We start from the raw sequence: 22,914 nt of genomic DNA, 5'->3' as shown, positions 1-22,914 counted from the left end.
CTTTTATTTTATAACCCACATTAGCCTATTAACATCTTCCACTTCTGTCCCCCATTGATTGCGTAAAGCAATCAATAATTGCTCTTTATTTGTCGTAGATTCATTATCGGGATATAACCATCGAACCGGAATCTTATCTTTTGCGTCATTTAGATTTGTTTCGGGGTTAATAGGAAATGCCGGATGACCTGTTCTACGATGATTGTAAAATGCATCTCTATTCATGTGAAAATAACCTGCAAGATAAGTCTGCATCCAGATTTGTTTTAATCTATCATTACTATTGCCACTACTTTTGTAAGCCACATGTTCTCCTTGAAGATAAGCTTCAATATACTCGTCTGTAATTGGCATATTATTATTATATTCAGAAGGAACAGTTTTCCTGACAAATTCAAAAGAAGCGCGTATTCCTTTTTCATAATATTCTTTAGCATTTCCTGTAATCCAACCTCTTTCTACGGCTTCAGCTATAATAAAATTCATATCCGCATAACCTAACCAGATACAAGGAACTCCTACATAACTCAATCGATACACATCATTAGGACGATTGTGCATATAGGTCGCTATCTTTTTCTGTTCCTGATCAAAAGGAGCTTCTACTGCTAAACCATTATATGCATTCCAATCGTTTGGTAGAAGCAAAGTCTGTCCCTCAGGAAGATAATCCGGATCAACTAATGCCTGAGCAGGTGCAAAGTAATAAAAAAGACGATAATCTTTATATTCTTTTAGTGGATCAATAATCATTTTACTACCAGCATAAACCTCGATGCTTCTTGTACTTGAGCGGTGGTACGGATTTGTTTGCCCATTTATATCTGAATAGTTTTTTTGTAAGTTATCGTCATTACTTTCAAATAATATATTGTCAGCAACAATACTTGCAAATGTTTCTTTTACTTGTAAATCAGGTGTATCATCTGCTCTTTTTTGTAGAGCCATTAATACTTTTAAACGTAAAACATTTGTCGCTTTTTGCCATTTAAGAGGCTCGCCATTATAAAACGGATCACCATTAAAAGACTGCTTTGACTTACTAAAAAAATCATTTGCTTTGCTAAGATCATCTAATATATACTTAAATACATCTTTTTGCGAATCATATTTAGGAAAACGATGATTTACAACATCTAACGCCTCAACATATGGTATGTCGCCCATATCCATTGTTGCCCGATAAAAATACCAACCTTTTATAAAATAATATAAACCTGTATATCCATTCATGTCTGATTCAGATGAAAAATCAACCATCTTTTGTGCATTCATAAGATATGTAATATATTCAAAAGTACCCTTTTCTATTCGATTATATTGATAGTTATCCATTTGTTCACCCCAGAAAATTCGTTTCACAAGAAATTCATTCTGCCACTGTGATGGGGATGAAGTTGCGTCAAGTCCTAAAATTAATTTTGTAGCTAACATTGCAGATGTTGCTTGAGTTGTTTTATCTGGATTAGTATTTAGATCATCAAAAGATGAGGTACAGGAACTTGCCAGAAAAACAATCAGGATTAAACTGTATATTCTAAGTTTCATGTTTGTATGTTTTTTGATTAAAATCCTATTTTAATATTTACTCCCAGATAGCGTTGCGAGGGAGAGTTTAAGTTTTCATATCCATAGCTGGAATCAGAACTTCCACCTTTGTCGGGATCTGCGTATTTATATTCTTTAGCCCATAAAAACAAATTCTGTCCCGTAAGACCTATTGATGCATTGCTCATTCTCATCTTTGAAGACAAAGACTTTGGAATAGTGTAGATCAGTGATAAGTTTCTGATTTTAAAGAATGTTTCATCAAGAACATTCTGCCGACTTGGCTTACTTGTCGAGTCATGATATCTGGATATGTATGCTTCGTAAGAAACTACCACATCATTCGGAGCATATACTCTTGTGTCTTCAATGATGTTTCCATCCGGATCACGTTGTACACTTCCAGAGACAACTTTTACACCTTCTCCTATATAAGTATTTTTTCCATTGACCACCTCATCGTATCTATATTGGTTATCTGTGTCAACATGTGCCCCCGAATTCCATAACATTTGATGGGTTCTGGAAAAAGAATTACCTCCAACACGACCGTCTATAGAGAGAATCAAAGTGAATGCTTTATATTGTAGAGTATTAGTAATACCCCATACCAAATCAGGTGATAAGTTTGCTACTTTTGATTTAAAACTCTGTTTAATTGGAATTCCTCCATTATGTATAATGTTTCCATCAGGGTCTCTGTCCCAATCATATATATCAATCCAATCGTATCTGGCGCCTTTTTTCACCCACGGTTTTTTGTTGAAAACTCCGGATCAATTTCAGCATAAGTGTATTTATCATGTCCCCAGTTCGTTAATATATTCCAACTAAAATCGGCAGTTTTAATCGGGGTTCCTCCAATAATAATTTCAACACCTTGCCGTAACCGTTTTTCCTTAGAATTTGTTTGTATGTATTTAAAACCCGTCATATGGCTGGCTGAACCATTTATTATAAAATCTGATTCCATTTTTCTATAATATGTAAAATCCAAATTAAAACGATTCTCGAATAAATTGAAAGCAGCTCCAGCTTCCCACGTTTCTGATTTATTGGGGCGTACACTACCTCCAATTAAAGTTGTGGGGTATTCTGCTGTATTTAATCCATCCCAAACATTAGTTTTTATGCTATAAACATTGTTATTTGCATATATACTGGCGTCTTTCTTTGTACTTGTCCATGATGAACGAACTTTCAGGAAGTCCCACCACCCAGGAAGCTTTAGGATTTCAGATAAGACAATACTTCCTGAAACAGAAGGATAAAAATAAGATCGTTCCTCTGAACGCAACGTAGATGACCAGTCATTTCTACCGGTAATGTCTAAAAAATATGTACTGGCCCAAGATAAAGAAAGTTTTCCATAAAGACTGTTTACTCTTTTTTGGTAATATTCACTGGTTGTATTGACTGGATCTATAGACGCATTTAAAGAATAAAAACCAGGGATAGATAGTCCTCCCTTTGTTGTACTTTCCAACAAATCACTTTTATAGTAATATACAGAACTACCTACCAATGCATTAATATTGAATTTATTCCAACTTTGATCAAACATTAAGATAGCATCAGCATTTGTACTAAGTTTTGTGTCTCTGTCAATCCCGAAATATCCTTTTTTATCCCATCCATAATTAGCACTTATCGCATTTCTCCAGATATCTCTTCTTGTTGCCACATCTGCTCCTGCGCGTCCAATTAATTTTAACCAAGGCGAAAACTCATAAGTTAGATTAACTGCAGCATTAAATATATCAGTATCGTATCCATTAATTACTTCATTAGCTTTAAAATAAGGATTATCATACCAACTATCATCATACCAGTTTTGTTGAACATTTTCTAGTCCTTTTATCCAGTAATTGCGATAATCTCTAACATCGTATTCAGTACCACCCCAAATAACCATATCATAAATATAACTACCAGAGTACCCTGTACCACTTATATTGGATGCTATTCGTTTATTATAAGAAGCTGTAGCATCTAATTTGAAATTATTCCACGACATATCTCCACCAACCATGAAGGTCAGTTTATTTAAATCTTGATTTGGATATTGTCCTCTGTTATAAGCATGTGTTATAGATGTCCGAAAAGAACCAAACTCACCTTTTTGAGAGACACTTACATTGTTGTTTGTTAACCAACTGAATTGTAAAAAATTTTTATAATTGTCTTTACCTTTTGATATTAACTCTTGTTCTCTGAACTCATATGCAAAAGGATCCCACATTATTGCAGTACGACCTATGTCCAGTTTGTCTCCCCATACTGCATTATTATTGTATTTACCGCCTGTTCCGGCACTATAAGAATGTTGAACTTCCGGGAAAGCGAGATACCCAGAGAAAAACATTGTATTACTATTGACATCAATGTTTAATCCTTCTTTTTCCCCTTTCTTTGTAGTAATCATAAGAGCACCAGTTCCTCCTCTTGCTCCATATAATGCGGATGCTGTTGCTCCTTTTAGCACATCTATTGATGCAATATCGTCGGCTGCTATCTCATTTAATGACATGTTATCATAAGGAACTCCATCAATAACTAATAACGGCGTTTGACCACGTAGTAATATTTTTGAGTCTTCACTGAATTCTGTACTGTTCTGAATATTTAATCCGGCCACTTTTCCACTTAATGACGACGCAATATCAATACCCTTGGCTGTTAAAAATGTTTCACTACTTACCTTCTGAACCGCGTATCCCAATGCTTTTTCTTCCCGTTTGATACCCAACGCTGTCACGACTACTTCGTCCAAGGTTTTGTTGTCTTCTGCCAGTTCGATTCGGTAAACGGTATTACTGCCCACAAGGATTTCTTTGGGGGTATAACCGATATAAGAAACGGCTAACTGGGATTTCTCGGGAACTTCAAGAGTGAATTCTCCGTCTAAGCCTGTGATTGTACCGTTTGTTGTTCCTTTGACTACAACATTTGCACCGATTACAGGGATACCGGATTGATCTATGACTGTACCGGATATTTTTTTGGTAGAGGAAATAGACTGTTGTGGTCTGTTTGAAGAACTTACGGATATTGTATTGCCTTCGCGATTAAATTTAAGTCCTGTCTGTTTGGTGATTTCATCCAGAATGGTTCTGACAGGAGTGTTTCTCATGTTGAGACTGACCGTTAATTCATTATTAATAACAGTTTCTCCATAGAAAAATTTCACTTTGCTCTGATTAGAGATCAGTTTAAAGACCTCCTCAACAGGTTGTCGGTTTGCTTGGATGCTTATCTTTTCATGTTCATTGTTTTGCGCAGAGAGTGTCAAGCTACAAAACAAACAGATCAGAAGAGAAAGCAATGAAAGGCATCTTTTGCCTCTGCTTGTACTTCTTTTGGTTTCCATAAGTTTATAATTTAAGGTTATTTATATAGAATTATTTGATTTCCTTCTCTCTTATTTTTTATACCTACTGCATATTCGATTGCTTTGAGAACGGACTCCAGACTTTCATTACTGTGTTCTCCATACACATACTCTTGCTTCAACACCTCATCTTCAATTACTATTTTGCAATTGTAGTATCGTTCCAATTCTTTTGCTACCGCTGTTATTGGCGTTTTATTAAAATACAGTTCACCACTCATCCATGCTGTTGCCTTCCGGTTGTCGATATTTCGTTTTTCCAATTCTCCATTGGTTGTATTGAGTAGGATTATTTCATTCGGCTTCAGATTCATACTTGCCTCAGCCATATCCACCTGTACTTTTCCTGTACGTACGCTAACCATAACCTGCTCGTCATCCGCATAGGCTTTAACGTTGAACGATGTTCCCAATACTTTTACATCGATACTTTGTGTGTGTACAATAAACTGCTTGGTACTATCAGGATGTACATCAAGAAATGCTTCTCCATTCACCTCGATTGTTCTTGTATTTCCTGAAAAATGAGAAGGATAGCGTAAATAAGAACCTGAATTAAGCATTATATCCGAACCATCCGGTAAGGTTATTTTTTTTCTTTCACCATTAGCCACATATACTTCTTCATATAATACAGGACTTTCGTCTTGAGGAATAATGGATATAAACCGGAATGCACTTATTATTAAAACAAGTAAAATTGCTGCAACAGAGGCATAACGTAACAGCGGAATTAATCTTAAATGTTTCTCTTTTCTTTTTATTTTCCTCAATAAAACCCTCGCCTCTTCTTTGTGCATTTCGTATTCGTCTGCTGAGGTAGAAATATAGCCTGCCTCTTCCCAGCAGGCATCCATTTCTTCCTCCAAAGGCTTTGTGTTCCGGCGTAGGTCAGAGAGGGCGTTTATATCATCAATAGTATAAATACTATCCATGTATTTTCTGATACAATTTTTCAAATTATTAGGTAGTTGCATAAGGTAAAATCTTCCTTTGTATATCTTATAGTACAAAAGAAGAGGTGACAGCTGGGATGTGATTAACTTTTTTTATAGATTAAAACATAACAGGAGAACCAACAGGTCCTAAAGAACCGACATGTTTCCTAAAATATTCCCGGATTAACTTCAATGATGTAGATATATGTTGTTGAACTGTGTAAATAGAAATATTAAGCTCCTCAGCGATCTCTTTATGTGATTTATATTGCGTCCGACTCAATTCAAAGACTCTTCTTTGTTGCTCAGTCAGTGAGTTCAGCGCATTATTATATAATAATGTATAATCCGAATCAAGCAGCCTGTCTGCCGTATCGTTTGCATTGTCAACCGCATTGGCCAGCAGTTTCTGTTTTAATTCAGACTCCTTATCTATTCCGGCGAGTACATTCAAAACCCGGTTTTTGATAATTGTGTAGATATACGGTGCAAAAGGTTGGTTCGGATTAATAAAACGATGATTTTCCCAAACAGATGCAAAAGCATCCTGAAAAATATCTTCCGCAAATTCCGGAGATTTAAGAAAACGCATACAAAAATAGATCAGACGATTTTTGTAAAGAGCATACAATTCACAGAACGATGCTTCGTCACCGTTCACTAATCCAAGTAATAGCTTATGTTCGCGCTCCTACTCCGTGTTCATTTTCGTATTAAGTCTCAACAATGGCCTTTCGGCTCAAAAATACAGAAAAAAAGCTCATTTTTTACACCTTGATTATCAAGCAAAAAATCAACACAAAAATATAAAGGTTATTTTTCCAATTATAAAGGATATTTTTGGAAAAATATCCTTTATATTTTTTTATTCATTCTATTGGATTTTGGACTGGCATGAAATATGCCCAATTTAATCCCGCTAAATGGGGTAAATATAAAAAAAATGTCAAAACCTCTATTAAGAAATATATCCGCTCCACAGTTTATTTACAAAATTGTGAAATACAATTTGTTTTGTACTTTTGTATTCCAACGATTTGAAAAAATAACATGAAACAATATTTGGCTTTACTGGATCGCGTATTGACGGAAGGGGTTGAAAAGGAGGATCGTACAGGTACGGGCACGATTAGTGTATTTGGACACCAGATGCGCTTCAACCTGGAGGACGGATTCCCTTTGCTTACGACCAAGAAACTACATCTGAAATCTATTATATACGAACTGCTTTGGTTTTTAAAGGGGGATACGAATGCAAAGTATCTGCAGGAAAACGGGGTTCGTATCTGGAATGAATGGGCGGACGAGAATGGTGATCTGGGACATATTTATGGTTATCAGTGGCGTTCGTGGCCGGATTATGAAGGAGGAAGTATTGATCAGATCAGCGAGGTTGTGAATCAGATAAAGCATACGCCTGATTCGAGACGGATTATTGTAAATGCCTGGAATGTTGGGGATTTGAAAAACATGAATCTTCCGCCTTGTCATATGTTTTTCCAATTCTACGTTGCGAATGGGAAACTTAGCTTACAGATGTATCAGCGGAGCGCGGATATTTTTCTGGGGGTACCGTTTAATATCGCATCTTATGCGCTGTTGCTGCAAATGATGGCGCAGGTGACCGGACTACAGGCGGGTGAATTTGTTCACACCTTGGGGGATGCACATATTTATATGAATCATATCGAGCAGGTGAAATTGCAAATGACGCGCGAACTGCGTGCGTTACCACAGATGATTATAAACCCTGATGTGAAAAGTATTTTTGACTTTAAGTACGAAGATTTTGAACTGTCGGGCTACGATCCTCACCCACATATTAAAGGTGAAGTAGCCGTATAAATAAAACAAATATGAGCATTCTTTCTATTATTGTTGCAATAGCTGAAAACGGAGCAATCGGACAAGAGCAACAACTGCTTTGTCATCTTCCGAAAGATCTGAAACGGTTCAAGGAAATAACCAATGGACATACGGTTATTATGGGACGCAAAACGTTTGAGTCCTTGCCGAAAGGGGCTTTGCCGAACCGGAAGAATGTTGTATTAACGACTTCACCAAGTGTTTCTTTTCCGAATTGCATTATGGTACATTCGTTGGACGAAGCGCTTCAGATCAGTGAAAGCGAGGAAGAGGTATTTGTGATTGGTGGAGCTGCAGTTTACAAATTAGCTTTAGAGAAAGCAGACAAATTATATATTACACGTATTCATCATCAATTTGAAGATGCGGATACCTTCTTTCCGGAAATAAACGAATCAGAATGGCAGGAGTCAGAACGGGAGTTCTGCCCTGCCGATGAAAAACATGCTTATCCGTTTACTTTTGTCACCTATGTGAGACGTTCCTGACCACCCTATGCTCCGGCATAGATAAGGAACGCTAACCCGATGATGAAGAAAATGAACATTCCCAAATTAAGGTAAGCCGATTCTTTAGGAGCTCCCTTGAATTCTTTCCAGATAAAGATTCCCCACAAGGCAGATATCAAAGTAGCCCCTTGTCCTAATCCGTAAGAAATAGCTGCTCCGGCCTTTTCAGAAGCAATCATGCTGAACGATTGTCCGATACACCAGATAACACCTCCTAAGATGCCCACTAAGTGAGTTCGGGCATTTCCCTTGAAATAACCGGAAATTGAGACAGGCTCTCCCTGAACGGGATGCTTCATGGCCAACGTGTTAAAGATAAAATTACTCGCTAAGACACCTAAGGAAAAGATAAACACGGCTGTATATGGAGTCAATTTTCCTGCTGCCGGCAATGCGAAATTCTCCAAATCCAGAGATGCCGCTACGAAGCGATAGAAGAATGCCATAATCACCCCTGCAGCAATCGATATAGCAATACCTTTTCCGGAAACTCTCGCGTTTTGTCCTCCGGTCACAGCCTTTTTATAGGCAAGTCCGTTTAGTATAATTGCAATCGTTATCAAAGCAACACCGGTAAAGATATAAGCCGGCTCTCCTTTTGCCGCCCCGAAATAATTGACCAACACACCCAAAACAAGTGCTAATCCGATTCCGACAGGGAAGGCGACAGATAGGCCACAAATAGCAATGGCAGAAGCCAATAGAATATTTGCCGCATTAAAGACAATCCCTCCCAGAAAAGCACTGCCTAAAGAAGATAAGTCCGCTTGTGCCAGGTCTGCAATAAAACTACGTCCTTCTGCTCCGAAACTCCCCAATGTAAAAGCGGAGAGCAGGGAGAAAAGAACGATCCCTAAAACATAATCCCAATAGAAGAATTCGTATCTCCATGTCTTTGACGCTAATTTCTGTGTATTCCCCCACGATCCCCAACAGAGCATCGTTACAACACAAAACAATACGGCTAATGAATAATTCTGGACAATAAACATATCATTTTTATTTAACGGAAGGTTGATGCATCATATAATTTTCAATCAAAGAGGCAAGTTGATCAAAAGGCATTTTCTGAATAAGACGAAGATGACTACCTTGTACATCCGGAGTCCATTTGTTTGTTCCCTCATCATCCACAACTTGTAATTTTCCTCTTTCCATAGTGAAGTAAGGTTCGTATCCCTTTATGGCAACCAATGCTGCCGTTTGATCCCAACTCATACGTCCTTTTTCATCTCCTTCTGCAAAGCACAGTTCGTAAGTTTCTTTTACAGGACTATTTTCAATGTTCAGTTGCACTAATTTCTTTCCTGTAAAAACTTTATCTCCTATTTCAAAACCACTGAATACAATTTCTGTAGGCCAATGATCTAACACAAACCGGGAAGAAGGAGTATCGCAATAGATATTAAACTCCCTGCCTTCAGGGAAAAGTCCGGCCATAGAAACCAAACGTTTTACTTTTTGGGAAACCAATTCCTTTCCGGAAAGTGGACTGTATTCATCTGCACCCGAGTTTAGCAGATCTTTCAGATTCGTAAGAAAGCCAATTGTACAGACCACTACGCTTGTGTCCGGTTGTTGATTCAAGATTTTACGATAGACTTTCACGGCATCAGGAGCATCAGAAGTCCGGTTGATTTTATGTGGATATTTTTCCGGTAAAACCTCCGTCCATTTTACCTTTTGCCATGTCGTCAGATTGGCTCCTCCTTCACTTTTCGGAGCCCCTACCGGTATATCGGGACGATTGAAATACGTATTCAAAACCTCAATACAGGGGATTACTTTCTCGTGATGATTCGAAGAAAGTGTAGCTAAAATATTCACCTGACCACTATCGGCCAACGCATGCACTAAAGCCATTGCACCCACGTCGTCATAGTCAGGACCTAAATCTGTATCTAAAATAAGATTTACGGGAACAGTTGTCTGAAGCACTTCTTTCGCGCTATTTCCTTTACAAGAAAACAGTAACAACGTAATGCTTAATGCAAATAATGTTTTTTTCATATGGTAGATTTTTATTGATGTACTATTGCTTTCGGGGAATCTGAATAAATAACCATTTCAGAAAAATGAATTGACACATTTTCTTTGGGATTTAACCATTTGAATGTAGCCGTATGTTTTCCTTTAGGTAGCTGATAGTTCCAGAACAAATCATTCCTTCTGGTAAGATAAGACGCCGGAAGATTTGCTGTTTCAATCAGTTCGTTATCTATATACATCTCCACTTTTGCCACGTATTCTTTGTCTGCCGCATTCACACCACCTTTAAACACCACTCCCGTACCGTCAAAAGACAATTCGTCAATATTTGTAACGGACTTGTTTACTGCCGCTTTTTCAACAGGGAAAAGTCCTTCAAACGCTTTTTCATAACGTACGGAAACAGGTTGTTGGCATTTTATCGTCAGCTCATCTCCTTCGAGTTTTCCCCCATTACGTTCAATAACTTGTAGCGCCTGATTATAACTCATCTGATAAACACGGTTCAATGAAATATCAGTATAAGCAAAATTCACATCTTCAACTTCCCTCAGGTTCTTCATCCAATACTCAGGAATACCACTGTATCCTAAGATTGTACCCAGAATACCTCCTGCAGAAGCCGGATTACAATCAGAGTCTTGTCCGCAACGGGTAGAAATATCCAAGGTTTTATAAAAATCACCGTCGCCATACAACAGGCCGATAAGTATATAGGCACTATTAATCAAAGCGTCAATATTAAGAGGAACAAAAACGCCGTCCGGACAACCAATATCCGAACTCCATTTCTTTTCACACTCAAACCAAGTCTGCTTCCAGTCGTCCGGATATTCTTTATGCCACCGGATCACATCGCTCATACACTGATAATAGCTACTTTCTTCCGGAATTGTTTTTAACGCTTCGGACACAATAAACTCTATATCATCCGAGACGAAAGCCAACGTGTACATAGCGCCTACATACACCCCTCCATACCAACCATCGCCATAATTCATAATATGACCGATTTTATCCGAAATCTCCGATGCCGTATTCGGCATTCCGGGCGACATCAGTCCGGCATAATCCGCTTCAATCTGATAATCAATATCGTCAGCATGAGGATTATTCAGCCAATGCCCTGAAGCCGGAGGCATAATGCCTTGTAATATATTGTAGCGTGCCGACTGGTTCGCGTGCCAGAGTGTATATCCCGCAGTAGCAAAAGCCATAGCGAACGAATCCACAGGAGCATCCAGCCCAAGACGGTCAAAGACCTCTACAAAAGTCAGATCCATATACACATCATCATACAGTCCGGGGAAATTATCATACCACCATTTTATATAATTATCAGGCCAAGGTATAGGAGTGTAATCCTGAATCATTGTTCCGTTATATCTAAATTCAGTAGGTCCTCCATAACTGCAACCTATGGTTTGCCCTGCCCATCCACCTTTGATCTTGTCTAATAGTCTTTCCTTGCTGATCTGGAATTCAGAAGGAACAATAGCCTGTTTTTGCGTAGAGGCATTCTTTGAACAAGAACTATTTCCCAACATAAACAGGAATACGATAAGTAATAAAAAAAGTTTTTTCATGGTGCGGATTGTATTAGTATTAATGAAATGTATCGACTTCATTCCGATAAGGTGCAGACGATTGAGCCCCAACTCTTGTAACAGCTATAGCTGCGGCCTTGCAAGCAAACCGGACAGCATCTTCCAAGTCACGTTCCTCCGCTAAAGCGGTGGTTAAAGCTCCGTTAAACACATCCCCTGCGGCTGTTGTATCAACGGCTTTCACGTTCAGAGCAGGAACTAAAGATGACATGGAGTTGTGGTAGATAAACGCTCCTTTAGATCCTAAAGTGATGATCACACATTTCACCCCCATTTCCACCATTCGTTCTGCGGCTTTCAACGCTGAAGCCTCATTGGTTACTTTTACTCCCGAGATTATTTCAGCTTCTGTTTCATTCGGAGTAATCATATATAAATGTTGCAATAAGGAAGAAGATAATTTCTGCGCAGGAGCAGGGTTTAAGATTACTTTCTTGTTTTTCTTCCAGGCCATCTCCGCAACAAATTCCACGGTCTCAATCGGTATTTCCAATTGCATGAGAATGAAGTCGGCTTTATCGATCGCTTCCTCTGCCTTAGCCAGATCAGCAGGCGAAAGGTTTGCATTTGCTCCCGAAGCCACAACTATACAATTTTCAGCGTGTTCATCTACTGTGATCAAAGCCACTCCTGAAGGGTTTTTCGAATCCGAAAAAATAAAGGACGTATCGATTCCTTCTTCTTCAAATAGCTGTTGCGATTGATGTCCGAACACATCACTTCCCGTTTTACAAATAAAGGAAACCTGACCACGAAGTCTTGCGATCGCCACCGCCTGATTAGCGCCCTTCCCTCCGGGATTCATGAAGAATGCTCCACCAAGTACTGTTTCTCCCGGCATAGGAAGATGGTCTGTTTTGATTACCATATCGGTATTGCTGCTTCCGACAACTAAAATTGTATGCTTTTTCCTGTTTTCTCCTGTCATAATAATAAATAAAAAATTAACATCCAGCGTTTTATATCTTTCGAACCATCACTTATGCAAATATAGAAAGAAGAAACAAGCAAAAGTTTCAATTAAATCTCTCTTTTAATAAACCCAAATTACTATTTTTACAAAGAATAACATCTTAATCTTTTGTTATACAGCCAATAATAACTCAATATGAGCATTACAAATTCTTTACTTATTCTTGTTAATTCTTTGACAAAAGCAGAGAAAAGACATTTCACCCTTTTGTCGGGATTACAAAGTGGAGAGAAAGTGTATCTTTCTTTATTCAATCTGATCGACGGGAATATATCGGATAAAGAATTGTATGCTTTGTTCTGTGAAAAACTGCCGGGAAAAAGTTATGATATGGCTGCTAAACATTTATATCGCAACCTGTTGGATTGTCTCGTTCGGTTAAGGGAAAAACAGGATGTTCAAACACAGATTTTCAACCAGATATCAATAGCAGGAATCTTGTTTGAAAGAGAAATGTTTGATGAGGCTTTTGCCGAATTAGATAAAGCCAAGACTCTGGCCAGTACATACGAGAATGACTCGTTGCAATTATTGGTACGAAGAACAGAGCTAAAATACCTGAACATGCTTGATTTCAGAGGACTGAATGAAAGACAGTTGGTCAACAAGCAAATGAAGATCAATGAGGTGACTAAATATTCCAGAAATCTGAATCAACATCTTCAGTTGTATGAAATATTAAGACATCGATTAATCCATAAAGGGTATGCACGTTCCGACAAACAGAAGGAGTCTCTGAATGATTTAGTATTAAGCGAGCTTCACCTGATCGGAAATAGTTCGTATCAAGGGTTTGAGGCTGAAAAACTTCACCTTCTTTTTCAATCGTCCTATTATCTGAACTCAGGTAATTATAAATTAGCCATCCGCTATTATAAAGAAATCATTGATTTATTCGGGAAAAATGAACAGTTGATTCAGAATCCGCCAATTTATTATTTAAGCGCTATACAAGGTGTCTTGGATAGTCTGGAAATAACCAGGCTATATGCTGAAATGTCTTTCTTTATTGATAAATTAAGAGAGATTGAACAGGGTTCTTATGCAAAGGAATTTGTCTTATATGTGAAATCGTTAATTTATTTGTACGAACAAAACCGGTTCATGCAAACGGGAGATTTTGAGTCTGCCCTATTCCTGAAAAAAGAAAACGAAGATAGTCTGTTCAAAAAAACAGCTCTTTTGGCTTTAGAACCTCAACTCAAACTACTCCTCAATTCGGTTGTATTATATATGTATGTGAATGATCTTCCTCAGGCACGAAAATACATGAAGAAAATACTGAGCTCCGGAAAGCAATTTTATATGCTTCCCTCGTATAATACCGCTCGGTTGGTTAATTTATTATTGCAGGCTGAATTAAAAAATCTGCTTTTTTTAGAGAATGAGATAAGTGCAATAAAAAGGAGTATCCGCTATGAGAAAGAAACAAATATCACAGAAAAGATAATTTTTAAATTCTTACGGGATTATCCTCTTCCCTCGTATGAAAAAGCACGAAACAGATTATGGGAATTATATAAGAAAGATTTTACCAGAATCAAGAATGACAAATATGAGATGAAATTACGAAAGACGTTTAATGTCCTGGCCTGGATAAGGCATAAGTTAACGCATCAATCTCTTGCGGATATATTAGCGGAAAATGCGGGAGAATAGTACGAAAAGCCGTATCTTCTCCTTATTTTTCTTACTTTTATGCCTAATTAACCGTTTATTCACTCTTTTTTAGACAATCTTTGTATCTATACTTATGGAAGATTGTTTTATAATAAATCAAAGGAAAATGAAGAAGATAGCAATAACGCTTATATATGCACTACTTTGTAGTTTACCGTTACAAATGACAGCACAGACAAATAAGAAGAAAGAAACTCCCTTTTCTATAAAAGAATTAGTTGAACGAATTAAAGGGGAAACCGAGATTGATGAAGCTCGTTATCCAGCTTTAATTAAAGAAGTGGAAACTCGCGCAGCCTCTTGTGAGAAAGCAGAAGAAGCTGCGATTCTTCATTCTCTTATTGCGGAGATGTACGCCAGTTTTGAAGGAACGCATGGGTGGAAATACAGACAGCGTAGTCCAATCATCGGATACATTCCCGAAGATATAAATGAATGGACTTCTACTATTTTTAAGGAAAAGATTGAAGAAGAGTATTCTCTCTCCCTACAACCTGCACAACTTTTGCAACAAGTGCCTATAAGCAACTACGCGGACATTCTTGAAGTCGGAAAGGATGAGGCTTTACGTCCTACTTTATACGACTACCTGATCTATCGTGCTTTGGAAGTAAATCCATCTGATGAATTATACCGTACTCTAATCGCTTATAAAAAGAAAGCCAATAATCCGAAAGCGCTTTTGTTGGCTGAATTAGATTATCTCTCATTCAAAAACAGAGGGTCCTTTTATAATGAGGAAAACAAGAAGTCGTATTTTGCATCGTTAGACAGTTTGTATGATCAGTTTTCTTCTTATGATTTTGCAGCGGAAGTATGGATTCGCAAAGTAGAGGGATTAGAAATGACGACTTATTATTCGGCTAATACACAGGAAAGTACAATTTATAAAGATATTATTGAACTATGTCAGCAGGCAGTGGATCGTTATCCGTCTTATGAACGCATCAACTATTTTAAAAATAAAATCGGATCTATTCAAAACCCGGAACTGCAAGTATCCTTGCCGGCAGTTGCCTACCCGGGTCATGAAGTAAAACTTGGACTTAATTACAAGAATGTACATTCGATAAACATCAAGGTATATGAAACGGATTTAACACCTGAAGAGGTAAACAGTTATGATTACTGGACAGCCCAACAAAAAGAAAAAAGCAAAGGAAACAGAAAGTTAGTGCGCCAGATTCGCGCGTCTTTAGAGACTCCGAATACATATCAGCGTGTGGATACATCAATCTGGATAACCGGCTTAGATGAAGGAGGAATCTATTTTTATGAAATAACGGTGCCTGATAAGCTTTTAGAATCTACGAATTACATGTTCGTTAGTAAAGTAATGGCTGTTTCTCGTTCTACTTCTGCAGGAGGTGCGGATATTTTGGTTACGGACTTATATTCCGGAAAGCCTATTGAAAAGGGAACTGTTTTATTGTATAGCAATAAACAAAACAAGCCAATTATCGTTGACTCCCTTCAAACGGATTTAAATGGTATTGCAAGAGTACCGGAGAAAAAAGATATCCGCTACTTCAGAGCCGTATATAAAGGTGACACGAATACTCCTCTTTCTTCTATTTATTTAGGGAGTAGCTATTCTGGCGGAAACACAGACACAAAAACAAAAGTATCACTCTTTACAGACAGGGGGCTATATCGTCCGGGACAGAATGTCTATGTTAAAGGTATTGTTTATGATAGTGAAAAAGAAAACCAGTCTGTCGTTGCGAATAAAACGCTAACAGTCATTCTTCGTGATGCAAACCATAAGGAAGTTGCCACTCGTGATTTTACGACCAATGAGTTTGGATCATTTCATGGAGAGTTTACTTTGCCTAAATATGGATTGAATGGTTCATTTTCTTTATCTGCGGAAAATGAGACACAGTATTTTCGTGTTGAAGAATATAAACGTCCGACGTTTAATGTGGAGATCAATTCTATAAAAGACGAGGTTGCTTTTGGAGATACGGTTACGATTAAGGGGAAAGCACAAACTTTTTCGGGAGTACCACTGCAAAGCGGAAAGGTTAATTATCGGGTAATTCTTCGTCCATTCCGTTTCTATTCCAATTCTTCCTATTTTCAGGAAACTCAGTTATTGTCCGGCGAAACGCAATTAGATGAAAATGGTGGATTCCAGTTTGAATTTGTACCGACAAAACAAGAACAACTACTGGGTTTTCCTGCCTATGCCTCTTATGAAGTGATTGCAACGTTGAGTGATAGCAAGGGGGAAACGCAAGAAACAAATTCGTCCTTTTCAGTAGGTAGCAGTAGTATTGTCTTGTCAACGTCTTTACGGGACATAATGAAAAAGGAGAATCTGTCAGTTCGGATAAATGCTCACACATTGAATGGGGAACCGACAAAAGCAGAAGGGATATATCGTATTTATGCATTAAAACAAGAGAGGGCAAAAAAGGGAGAAGATCTTAAAACGATACAGGGTGAAGAAGTGATTTCAGACAAATTCACGACAGAATCACCAATTAATGCAAAAGTATTTGCTGATTTACATTCGGGCAATTACCGGATTCGTTTAGAGGCAACAGACAGTAAAGGACGTCAGGTCGAACTGGAACAGGATGTTATTCTCTACACAGATAAAGACAAACGGCCTCCTGTTTTTTCGGATATCTGGATTACAGAAAATAGTCTTTCCTGTTTGCCTGGCCAAGAAGTCCAGTTCGTATTTGGCACATCGCATAAAAAGGCCTATGTGCTTTATGAATTATATGTGAACAACAAAGTGGTGGAACGTAAGCGAATGGAGTTGTCCAATGAAAACCGCGAGATTATTGTGCCGTTCCTTGAGAAATACGGTGATGGTGCTGCGGCATTGTTTACGTTCATCAAAGAAGGTAAACTATATACACGTCAGGTCATAATTAACAAACAACGCCCCAGTAAAGAGTTGACAATTAAAACAGAGACTTTCCGTGACAAACTCATACCCGGCAATAAGGAAAGCTGGACTTTCAGAGTTCTTAATCCGGATTCTTTACCTGCAGCAGCTGAGGTTCTTGCTTCCATGTACGATGCTTCGCTTGATGCAATTCAGCCTTTTAATTGGAACTTTTCACCGATCACTTATCCTTATATATATGCTTCGGCTTTCAGGAACAATGGGGCTTATTGGTTTCATGTCAGCTCTGATTATGGAAAGATTGATTACAAAAAAGTGCCCGAATTTGAATATAGCAGGTTCAATTGGCAACAAGCCATGTTGACAACCTACGCTTTTGCTACACGCCAGTCAGCTTCTTTAGGAGCAATGAAAAACCAAGCCGTTGAGATGGAGTCTGATATGGTTTTGACCGAGTCAGTCGTTGAGGAAAATGCGTCACCGGTTGCTCCAAGTCCGTCCAACAAGGAACTTGGCGCAGGGGAAATAAAGAAAGAAACCCCACTAAGACAGAATTTCAATGAGACGGCTTTCTTCTATCCTGTACTGAGAACGGATAGTGAAGGTAACTTTACGGTCAATTTCACTTTACCCGAAAGCAATACGACCTGGAAACTTCAGGCTTTAGCTCATACAAAAGACGTGAAATACGGGCGATTCACAAAAGAGCTTATCTCAAGTAAACCATTGATGGTTTTACCTAATCTTCCGCGTTTTGTTCGTCAGGGTGATGAAGTAACGATCAGTACACAGGTAATTAATCGTTCGGATGACGATTTATCCGGACGAGTTCGTCTGGAAATATTTGACCCCAAAACAGAAGAGCCGATTCTTTGTTTATCGAAATCGGCTTATCCTTTTGACTTAGCAGCAGGTAAACAAACCGTTGCAAGTTGGACGATTCCGATTGTTTCAGGTAAAGATTTACTGGGTGTTCGTATTGTTGCCGATACGGAAACGGTAAGTGACGGCGAACAACATCTATTACCGGTACTGTCTAATGAAGTGTTACTCACAGAAAGTACACCAATATATTTGAAAGGAGAAGGAGAGAAAGAAATTCATATAACAAAACAAAATAATACAAACGATCGCCCATACAAACAAACCTTGGAGATTAGTGCAAATCCAATCTGGTATGCCGTACAAGCCTTGCCTAACCTTTCAACTCCGGTGAACAACAGTGTTTCTGCTTGGTTTGCATCGTATTATAGTAATACGTTAGCCTCTTCAATCGTCAAAGCGAACCCACGTATTAAAACAGTCATTGATCAATGGGCTGCAAAAAAGGGGGACGCTTCTTCCCTACTTTCTAATTTAGAGAAAAACGAAGAACTGAAAAATGTGATTCTTGAAGAAACACCCTGGGTGCTGGAAGCTGAGAATGAAACGGAACAAATCCAACGTTTAAATCTGCTTTTTGATATGAACCGGGCAGACGGTCAACGTGCACAAGCATTGCAGGAGTTAATTCGTCTCCAGCGTGAGGATGGAGCCTGGGGTTGGTTTAGCGGGTTCGGGGCTGATCGAATCATAACCGTTTCTATTCTTCAAGGAATGGCCGACTTAGTACGTCTGAATGCTGTACAATACGGACAGGAAGAAAAAGAAATGCAGATGAATGCGTTGAAGTTCTTAGACCTACAGATTCAGAAAGATTTCGAGTTATTGAAGAAAGTCAATAAGAATTGGAAAAACACGACTCCGTCAGAAACACAATTAGCTTATATTCTTATGCGTAGCACTTACCGGGATATTCCGGAAGCATCAGAGACGCGTGAGGCTATTCGTTTCTATACGGATCAGGCAGAAAAGCAATGGCAGAAATTACCATTACGAATGAAAGTTCAGACAGCTTTATTATTGCATAGGAACAGAAAGAAAGAACAGGCGCAAACGATCATGAACTGGTTCAAACGTACGGCAACAAAATCGGAGGAACAAGGATTCTTCTGGGCAAATAACCGCAGAAATGGCTTTTCTCCGGTCTCTCCAATTGAAACTCACACCTTGTTAATGATTGCTTTTGCTGAGATCAACCCTATTGAAGCAGAAGTAGAAGGGATGAAGCAATGGTTGCTTAACCAAAAACGTACGCAGGGCTGGGAAACAACTCCTGCAACTCTGAATGCCATCTACGCTTTGCTTCTTACCGGTAAAGGCTGGTTGTCTGAGAATAATCAGGTGACGGTCACTTGGGGAAATGAAACGATCGATAGCAAGACAGGCAATGTTGGAATTGGGTATATAAAGAAATCAAAAAACACTTCAGAAATCAAAGCCGAAGATAAAGTGATAGTTAAGAAAGAAGGTTCTGCCCCAGCCTGGGGAGCTTTGTATCATCAATTTTTTGTACTAGCAGATCAGGTAATGAAGAGCGCGGGAGATTTAAGTATAGACAAGAAATTGTTTGTTGAACGAGTCTCTTCGGAAGGAAAAACGTTGGTTTCTATTAAAGACGGAGAAAACCTTCGCGTGGGAGAAAAGGTCGTGGTCAGATTAACAATCCGCGCTAAACAAGAAATGACTTATGTACATTTGAAAGATCTGCGTGCAGGATGTTTTGAACCTGTGGAACAAGTTTCAGGTACTCAATACAGGGATGGAGTTTCTTTCTATAAAACGTCCAAAGATGCCTCGGAACATTTCTTCTTTGACCGTTTGCCGGAAGGAACCGTTGTTCTGGAGTATGGAGTTTACGTTTCACGATCCGGAGAATACGCATCCGGTCCGGCGGACATTCAATGTTTATATGCTCCGGAATACGGTTCGCATACCGATGGATATTGTTTAATTATAAAAGATTAAACCTTCACGGGACAATAGAGTCTCTGTATTTTATTAACTTTGCAAGTAATTAATTATAAAAAAGAAAGAACGTATGAAACAGATTGTATTTATTTTCATGTCTTTACTTTTAATGACGGGGGGAGCTTTTGCTCAAAACAAAGCCGTTATTGCAGCCGAAGTAACAACGCATGACTTCGGAACTATTCAGGAAGATAACGGAACAGTAACCCATACATTTAAGATTAAGAACCAGGGAGATGCTCCTTTAGTTATTACACGTGTAATCGCTTCTTGCGGATGTACGACTCCTAACTGGACAAAAGAACCGATCGCTGCAGGAAAAGAAGGCGAGATTAAAATTACTTTTGATCCTAAAGGTCGTCCAGGTCCATTTGCTAAAACAATATCTGTTTACAGTAATGGCAAAACAGGAAGTTTTGTATTAACGATCAGAGGCGAAGTTCAGTAATTGAGCTATGCCTCACCTAAATACGATCATAAAAGGTGAAACATCTATTCTTATTTATTAGTCTTATACTTTCCACGTCTTCTCTTTTTGCGCAGCAGAAAACAACAATCAGCGTAACCAATCCCAATTATAAATTCGGAGTAGTAAAAGAAGAAGAAGGTAGGGTTGAACATGTATTTGTTATTAAGAATACCGGACAAAATCCTTTAGTTATTGATCGTATTACCACCTCTTGTGGTTGTACACTACCCGAATGGTCTAAAGAACCTGTTCCACCCGGTGAAACTAAAGAAATTAAAATATGGTATGATCCGGAAGGCCGCCCCGGTAAGTTCTACAAAATAATCTCCATCTTTAGTAATACAGAGCCAAGGCGTTTTGTTATGACTATAGAAGGTGAGGTAGAACGAAAAAAACCGCAAGAGCAAATCCGTACTTATCCTTATGCTATCGGTTCCCTGAAAATGCTTTCCAAAACAGTCGCTTTTAATTCAATCCGCTTAGATGAAACCAGAGCAGAAAAGATAGAAGTGAAGAATGACGGAACAACCCCTCTTACAATAAAATTTGACCAACTACCCCTTTTCATTACGGCAGAAGCACGACCAACGACGCTCAAGCCGGGAGAAATGGGAGAACTTGTTTTCTTGTTTAATGGAGGAGGATATGGAAAAAAAGGACGTTATCATAGTTTAATTCCGATAAAAGTACAGTCCGAAGGAGATGAAGAAGTGGTACAGGACATTAATTTAGGAGCAAATATTATTGATAACTTTAATAAACGTACTCCCTACCAGAAACAAAATGCTCCGTTTGTTAACATTCCGACGACCTTAGTTGATTTTGGGAAAGTAGAAACCAAGACTTCTATTTTAGGAATCGGGGGAAAGGAATCACGCACGTTTACGGTTGAAAACAAAGGAAAATCCTCGTTAATAATTTACAGCGTTACTTCCGACGATGATTTTATCGATATCAGTGGAGGTAAAAAAGAAATCAAACCACAATCTTCTGCTACATTTAAAATAACAATCAGACCTAAAGATTTTAAAGCAAAGCTCGAATCAACGGTCACCATTGTTTGTAATGATGCCAACGGGCCGGTACGGTTAATCAAAGTTACCGCCGAAAAATAAATCTCAAACATTATGCAACATCCTGAGAACGACGACCAGTACAAAGGGTTGAAAGTAAATAAAGGAGTGGCATCGATGCCAACCATCAATCCATATTTAAGAAAAAGACTGCAACGCAGAGAATATTCTGCGGATGAATATGTCAATGGGATATTAGATGGTAATATAACGATTCTTAGTCAGGCGGTTACTTTAGTAGAAAGTTCCCTTCCTGCGCACCATGCCTTAGCACAGGAGATTATTGAAAAATGCCTTCCTCATGCAGGAAAGTCCATGCGTATCGGTATAACGGGCGTTCCCGGTGCGGGAAAAAGCACATCGATAGATACGTTCGGTATGCATTTACTTGGACAAGGGCGCAAGTTAGCCGTATTGGCAATAGACCCCAGCAGTGAACGATCCAAGGGAAGTATTCTTGGAGATAAAACACGCATGGAAGAACTCTCACGCCAGAAGAATGCCTTTATCCGCCCTTCTCCCTCGGCAGGATCTCTTGGAGGTGTGGCGCGTAAAACCCGGGAGACGATTATTCTTTGTGAGGCAGCAGGATTTGATACAATCTTTGTTGAGACTGTAGGAGTGGGACAAAGCGAGACCGCTGTCCATTCCATGGTTGATTTCTTTCTGCTTATTCAATTAGCCGGAACCGGAGATGAACTACAGGGAATCAAGCGTGGTATCATGGAAATGGCAGACGGCATAATTATAAACAAAGCAGACGGAGATAATATTGACAAAGCGAAATTAGCAGCCAGTCAATACAAAAACGCGCTTCATCTTTTTCCACCCGCAGCATCCGGCTGGACACCTCAAGTGCTTACTTATTCCGGCTATTATAATATCGGAATCAAGAAAATATGGGATATGGTTGATGAATATATGCGGTTTACCCGTGACAACAACTATTTCTTCCTGAAACGAAACGAACAAGCTAAATACTGGATGTACGAAAGCATTAATGAATCGTTGAGAAATGCCTTTTATCAGAATGAGGCTGTACAAGCAACCATCAAAGACGTTGAACAACAAGTATTAAACGATCAGGTTAGCTCGTTTGTTGCCGCTCAACGCATGATGGACACCTTCTTTAAAGATCTTAGAAAATAAATCTTC

The 22,914-nt window shown here is 38.7% G+C and carries 16 protein-coding genes; 7 read left to right on the top strand and 9 right to left on the bottom strand.

From position 1 onward, the window contains the following. Window positions 1–3: 3 nt before the first annotated feature. From PHT93_RS00540 to PHT93_RS00520, 5 genes are all read right to left on the bottom strand, one after another. Window positions 4–1,548 (bottom strand): SusD/RagB family nutrient-binding outer membrane lipoprotein, encoded by a 1,545-nt coding sequence (locus tag PHT93_RS00540; protein WP_300238192.1) that lies wholly within the window; start codon window positions 1,546–1,548, stop codon window positions 4–6. Window positions 1,549–1,565: 17 nt separating this feature from the next. Continuing rightward, window positions 1,566–2,297 carry a hypothetical protein gene (locus PHT93_RS00535; protein ID WP_300238191.1) on the bottom strand — a complete coding sequence of 244 codons (732 nt, stop codon included), beginning with the start codon at window positions 2,295–2,297 and terminating at the stop codon, window positions 1,566–1,568. Beyond that, window positions 2,294–4,918, bottom strand: a complete 2,625-nt coding sequence (locus PHT93_RS00530) for a SusC/RagA family TonB-linked outer membrane protein (protein ID WP_300238190.1) — start codon at window positions 4,916–4,918, stop codon at window positions 2,294–2,296. The genes PHT93_RS00535 and PHT93_RS00530 overlap by 4 nt, the downstream gene beginning before the upstream one ends. A 17-nt stretch (window positions 4,919–4,935) precedes the next feature. Beyond that, window positions 4,936–5,874 (bottom strand): FecR domain-containing protein, encoded by a 939-nt coding sequence (locus PHT93_RS00525; RefSeq protein WP_300238188.1) that lies wholly within the window; start codon window positions 5,872–5,874, stop codon window positions 4,936–4,938. A 121-nt stretch (window positions 5,875–5,995) separates the two neighbouring features. Then, window positions 5,996–6,538, bottom strand: coding sequence for an RNA polymerase sigma-70 factor (locus PHT93_RS00520; RefSeq protein ID WP_363318598.1), 543 nt, complete (start codon window positions 6,536–6,538; stop codon window positions 5,996–5,998). Between the two features lie 389 nt (window positions 6,539–6,927). Here PHT93_RS00520 and PHT93_RS00515 point away from each other — a divergent pair, with 389 nt between their 5' ends. Then, a complete protein-coding gene (locus PHT93_RS00515) occupies window positions 6,928–7,722 on the top strand; it encodes a thymidylate synthase (RefSeq protein ID WP_300238186.1) in 795 nt (264 codons plus the stop codon). A gap of 11 nt (window positions 7,723–7,733) precedes the next feature. Next, the gene (locus PHT93_RS00510) at window positions 7,734–8,231 is read left to right on the top strand and encodes a dihydrofolate reductase (RefSeq protein ID WP_300238184.1); all 498 of its coding nucleotides are present in this window, start codon (window positions 7,734–7,736) and stop codon (window positions 8,229–8,231) included. A gap of 5 nt (window positions 8,232–8,236) precedes the next feature. On the opposite strand, the gene PHT93_RS00505 is transcribed toward PHT93_RS00510, so the two are convergent. From PHT93_RS00505 to rbsK, 4 genes are read right to left on the bottom strand one after another with little or no spacing between them, the layout of a single operon-like run. Continuing rightward, window positions 8,237–9,244 (bottom strand): GRP family sugar transporter, encoded by a 1,008-nt coding sequence (locus tag PHT93_RS00505; RefSeq protein ID WP_300238183.1) that lies wholly within the window; start codon window positions 9,242–9,244, stop codon window positions 8,237–8,239. Window positions 9,245–9,251: 7 nt separating this feature from the next. Beyond that, window positions 9,252–10,262 (bottom strand): nucleoside hydrolase, encoded by a 1,011-nt coding sequence (locus tag PHT93_RS00500; protein WP_300238181.1) that lies wholly within the window; start codon window positions 10,260–10,262, stop codon window positions 9,252–9,254. 11 nt (window positions 10,263–10,273) lie between these two features. Continuing rightward, window positions 10,274–11,827: an ADP-ribosylglycohydrolase family protein gene (locus PHT93_RS00495; RefSeq protein ID WP_300238179.1), complete on the bottom strand. Its 1,554-nt coding sequence runs from the start codon at window positions 11,825–11,827 to the stop codon at window positions 10,274–10,276. A 19-nt stretch (window positions 11,828–11,846) separates the two neighbouring features. Next, window positions 11,847–12,776, bottom strand: coding sequence for a ribokinase (rbsK, locus tag PHT93_RS00490; protein ID WP_300238178.1), 930 nt, complete (start codon window positions 12,774–12,776; stop codon window positions 11,847–11,849). A 180-nt stretch (window positions 12,777–12,956) separates the two neighbouring features. Here rbsK and PHT93_RS00485 point away from each other — a divergent pair, with 180 nt between their 5' ends. From PHT93_RS00485 to meaB, 5 genes are all read left to right on the top strand, one after another. Beyond that, on the top strand, window positions 12,957–14,480 hold the full coding sequence (locus PHT93_RS00485) for a hypothetical protein (protein WP_300238177.1): 1,524 nt from the start codon (window positions 12,957–12,959) through the stop codon (window positions 14,478–14,480). 127 nt (window positions 14,481–14,607) lie between these two features. Continuing rightward, the gene (locus PHT93_RS00480; protein WP_300238176.1) at window positions 14,608–20,214 is read left to right on the top strand and encodes an alpha-2-macroglobulin family protein; all 5,607 of its coding nucleotides are present in this window, start codon (window positions 14,608–14,610) and stop codon (window positions 20,212–20,214) included. Between the two features lie 73 nt (window positions 20,215–20,287). Continuing rightward, window positions 20,288–20,665 (top strand): DUF1573 domain-containing protein, encoded by a 378-nt coding sequence (locus PHT93_RS00475; RefSeq protein WP_300238174.1) that lies wholly within the window; start codon window positions 20,288–20,290, stop codon window positions 20,663–20,665. 35 nt (window positions 20,666–20,700) lie between these two features. Beyond that, a complete protein-coding gene (locus tag PHT93_RS00470; protein ID WP_300238173.1) occupies window positions 20,701–21,801 on the top strand; it encodes a DUF1573 domain-containing protein in 1,101 nt (366 codons plus the stop codon). Between the two features lie 12 nt (window positions 21,802–21,813). Continuing rightward, window positions 21,814–22,908: a methylmalonyl Co-A mutase-associated GTPase MeaB gene (gene meaB / locus PHT93_RS00465; protein WP_300238171.1), complete on the top strand. Its 1,095-nt coding sequence runs from the start codon at window positions 21,814–21,816 to the stop codon at window positions 22,906–22,908. Window positions 22,909–22,914 lie beyond the last annotated feature (6 nt).

The sequence above is a fragment of the Massilibacteroides sp. genome (assembly GCF_028705895.1).
Classification (GTDB): Bacteria; Bacteroidota; Bacteroidia; order Bacteroidales; family Tannerellaceae; genus Massilibacteroides.
Note: the sequence above shows the minus strand (reverse complement) of the source record. Positions and strands in the feature narration are given on the sequence as shown.

Coding starts and splice junctions, on each gene's coding strand:
- PHT93_RS00540 (WP_300238192.1), bottom strand. CDS start 1,548: ATGAAACTTAGAATATACAGTTTAATCCTGATTGTTTTTCTGGCAAGT.
- PHT93_RS00530 (WP_300238190.1), bottom strand. CDS start 4,918: ATGGAAACCAAAAGAAGTACAAGCAGAGGCAAAAGATGCCTTTCATTG.
- PHT93_RS00525 (WP_300238188.1), bottom strand. CDS start 5,874: ATGGATAGTATTTATACTATTGATGATATAAACGCCCTCTCTGACCTA.
- PHT93_RS00515 (WP_300238186.1), top strand. CDS start 6,928: ATGAAACAATATTTGGCTTTACTGGATCGCGTATTGACGGAAGGGGTT.
- PHT93_RS00510 (WP_300238184.1), top strand. CDS start 7,734: ATGAGCATTCTTTCTATTATTGTTGCAATAGCTGAAAACGGAGCAATC.
- PHT93_RS00505 (WP_300238183.1), bottom strand. CDS start 9,244: ATGTTTATTGTCCAGAATTATTCATTAGCCGTATTGTTTTGTGTTGTA.
- PHT93_RS00500 (WP_300238181.1), bottom strand. CDS start 10,262: ATGAAAAAAACATTATTTGCATTAAGCATTACGTTGTTACTGTTTTCT.
- PHT93_RS00495 (WP_300238179.1), bottom strand. CDS start 11,827: ATGAAAAAACTTTTTTTATTACTTATCGTATTCCTGTTTATGTTGGGA.
- rbsK (WP_300238178.1), bottom strand. CDS start 12,776: ATGACAGGAGAAAACAGGAAAAAGCATACAATTTTAGTTGTCGGAAGC.
- PHT93_RS00485 (WP_300238177.1), top strand. CDS start 12,957: ATGAGCATTACAAATTCTTTACTTATTCTTGTTAATTCTTTGACAAAA.
- PHT93_RS00480 (WP_300238176.1), top strand. CDS start 14,608: ATGAAGAAGATAGCAATAACGCTTATATATGCACTACTTTGTAGTTTA.
- PHT93_RS00475 (WP_300238174.1), top strand. CDS start 20,288: ATGAAACAGATTGTATTTATTTTCATGTCTTTACTTTTAATGACGGGG.
- meaB (WP_300238171.1), top strand. CDS start 21,814: ATGCAACATCCTGAGAACGACGACCAGTACAAAGGGTTGAAAGTAAAT.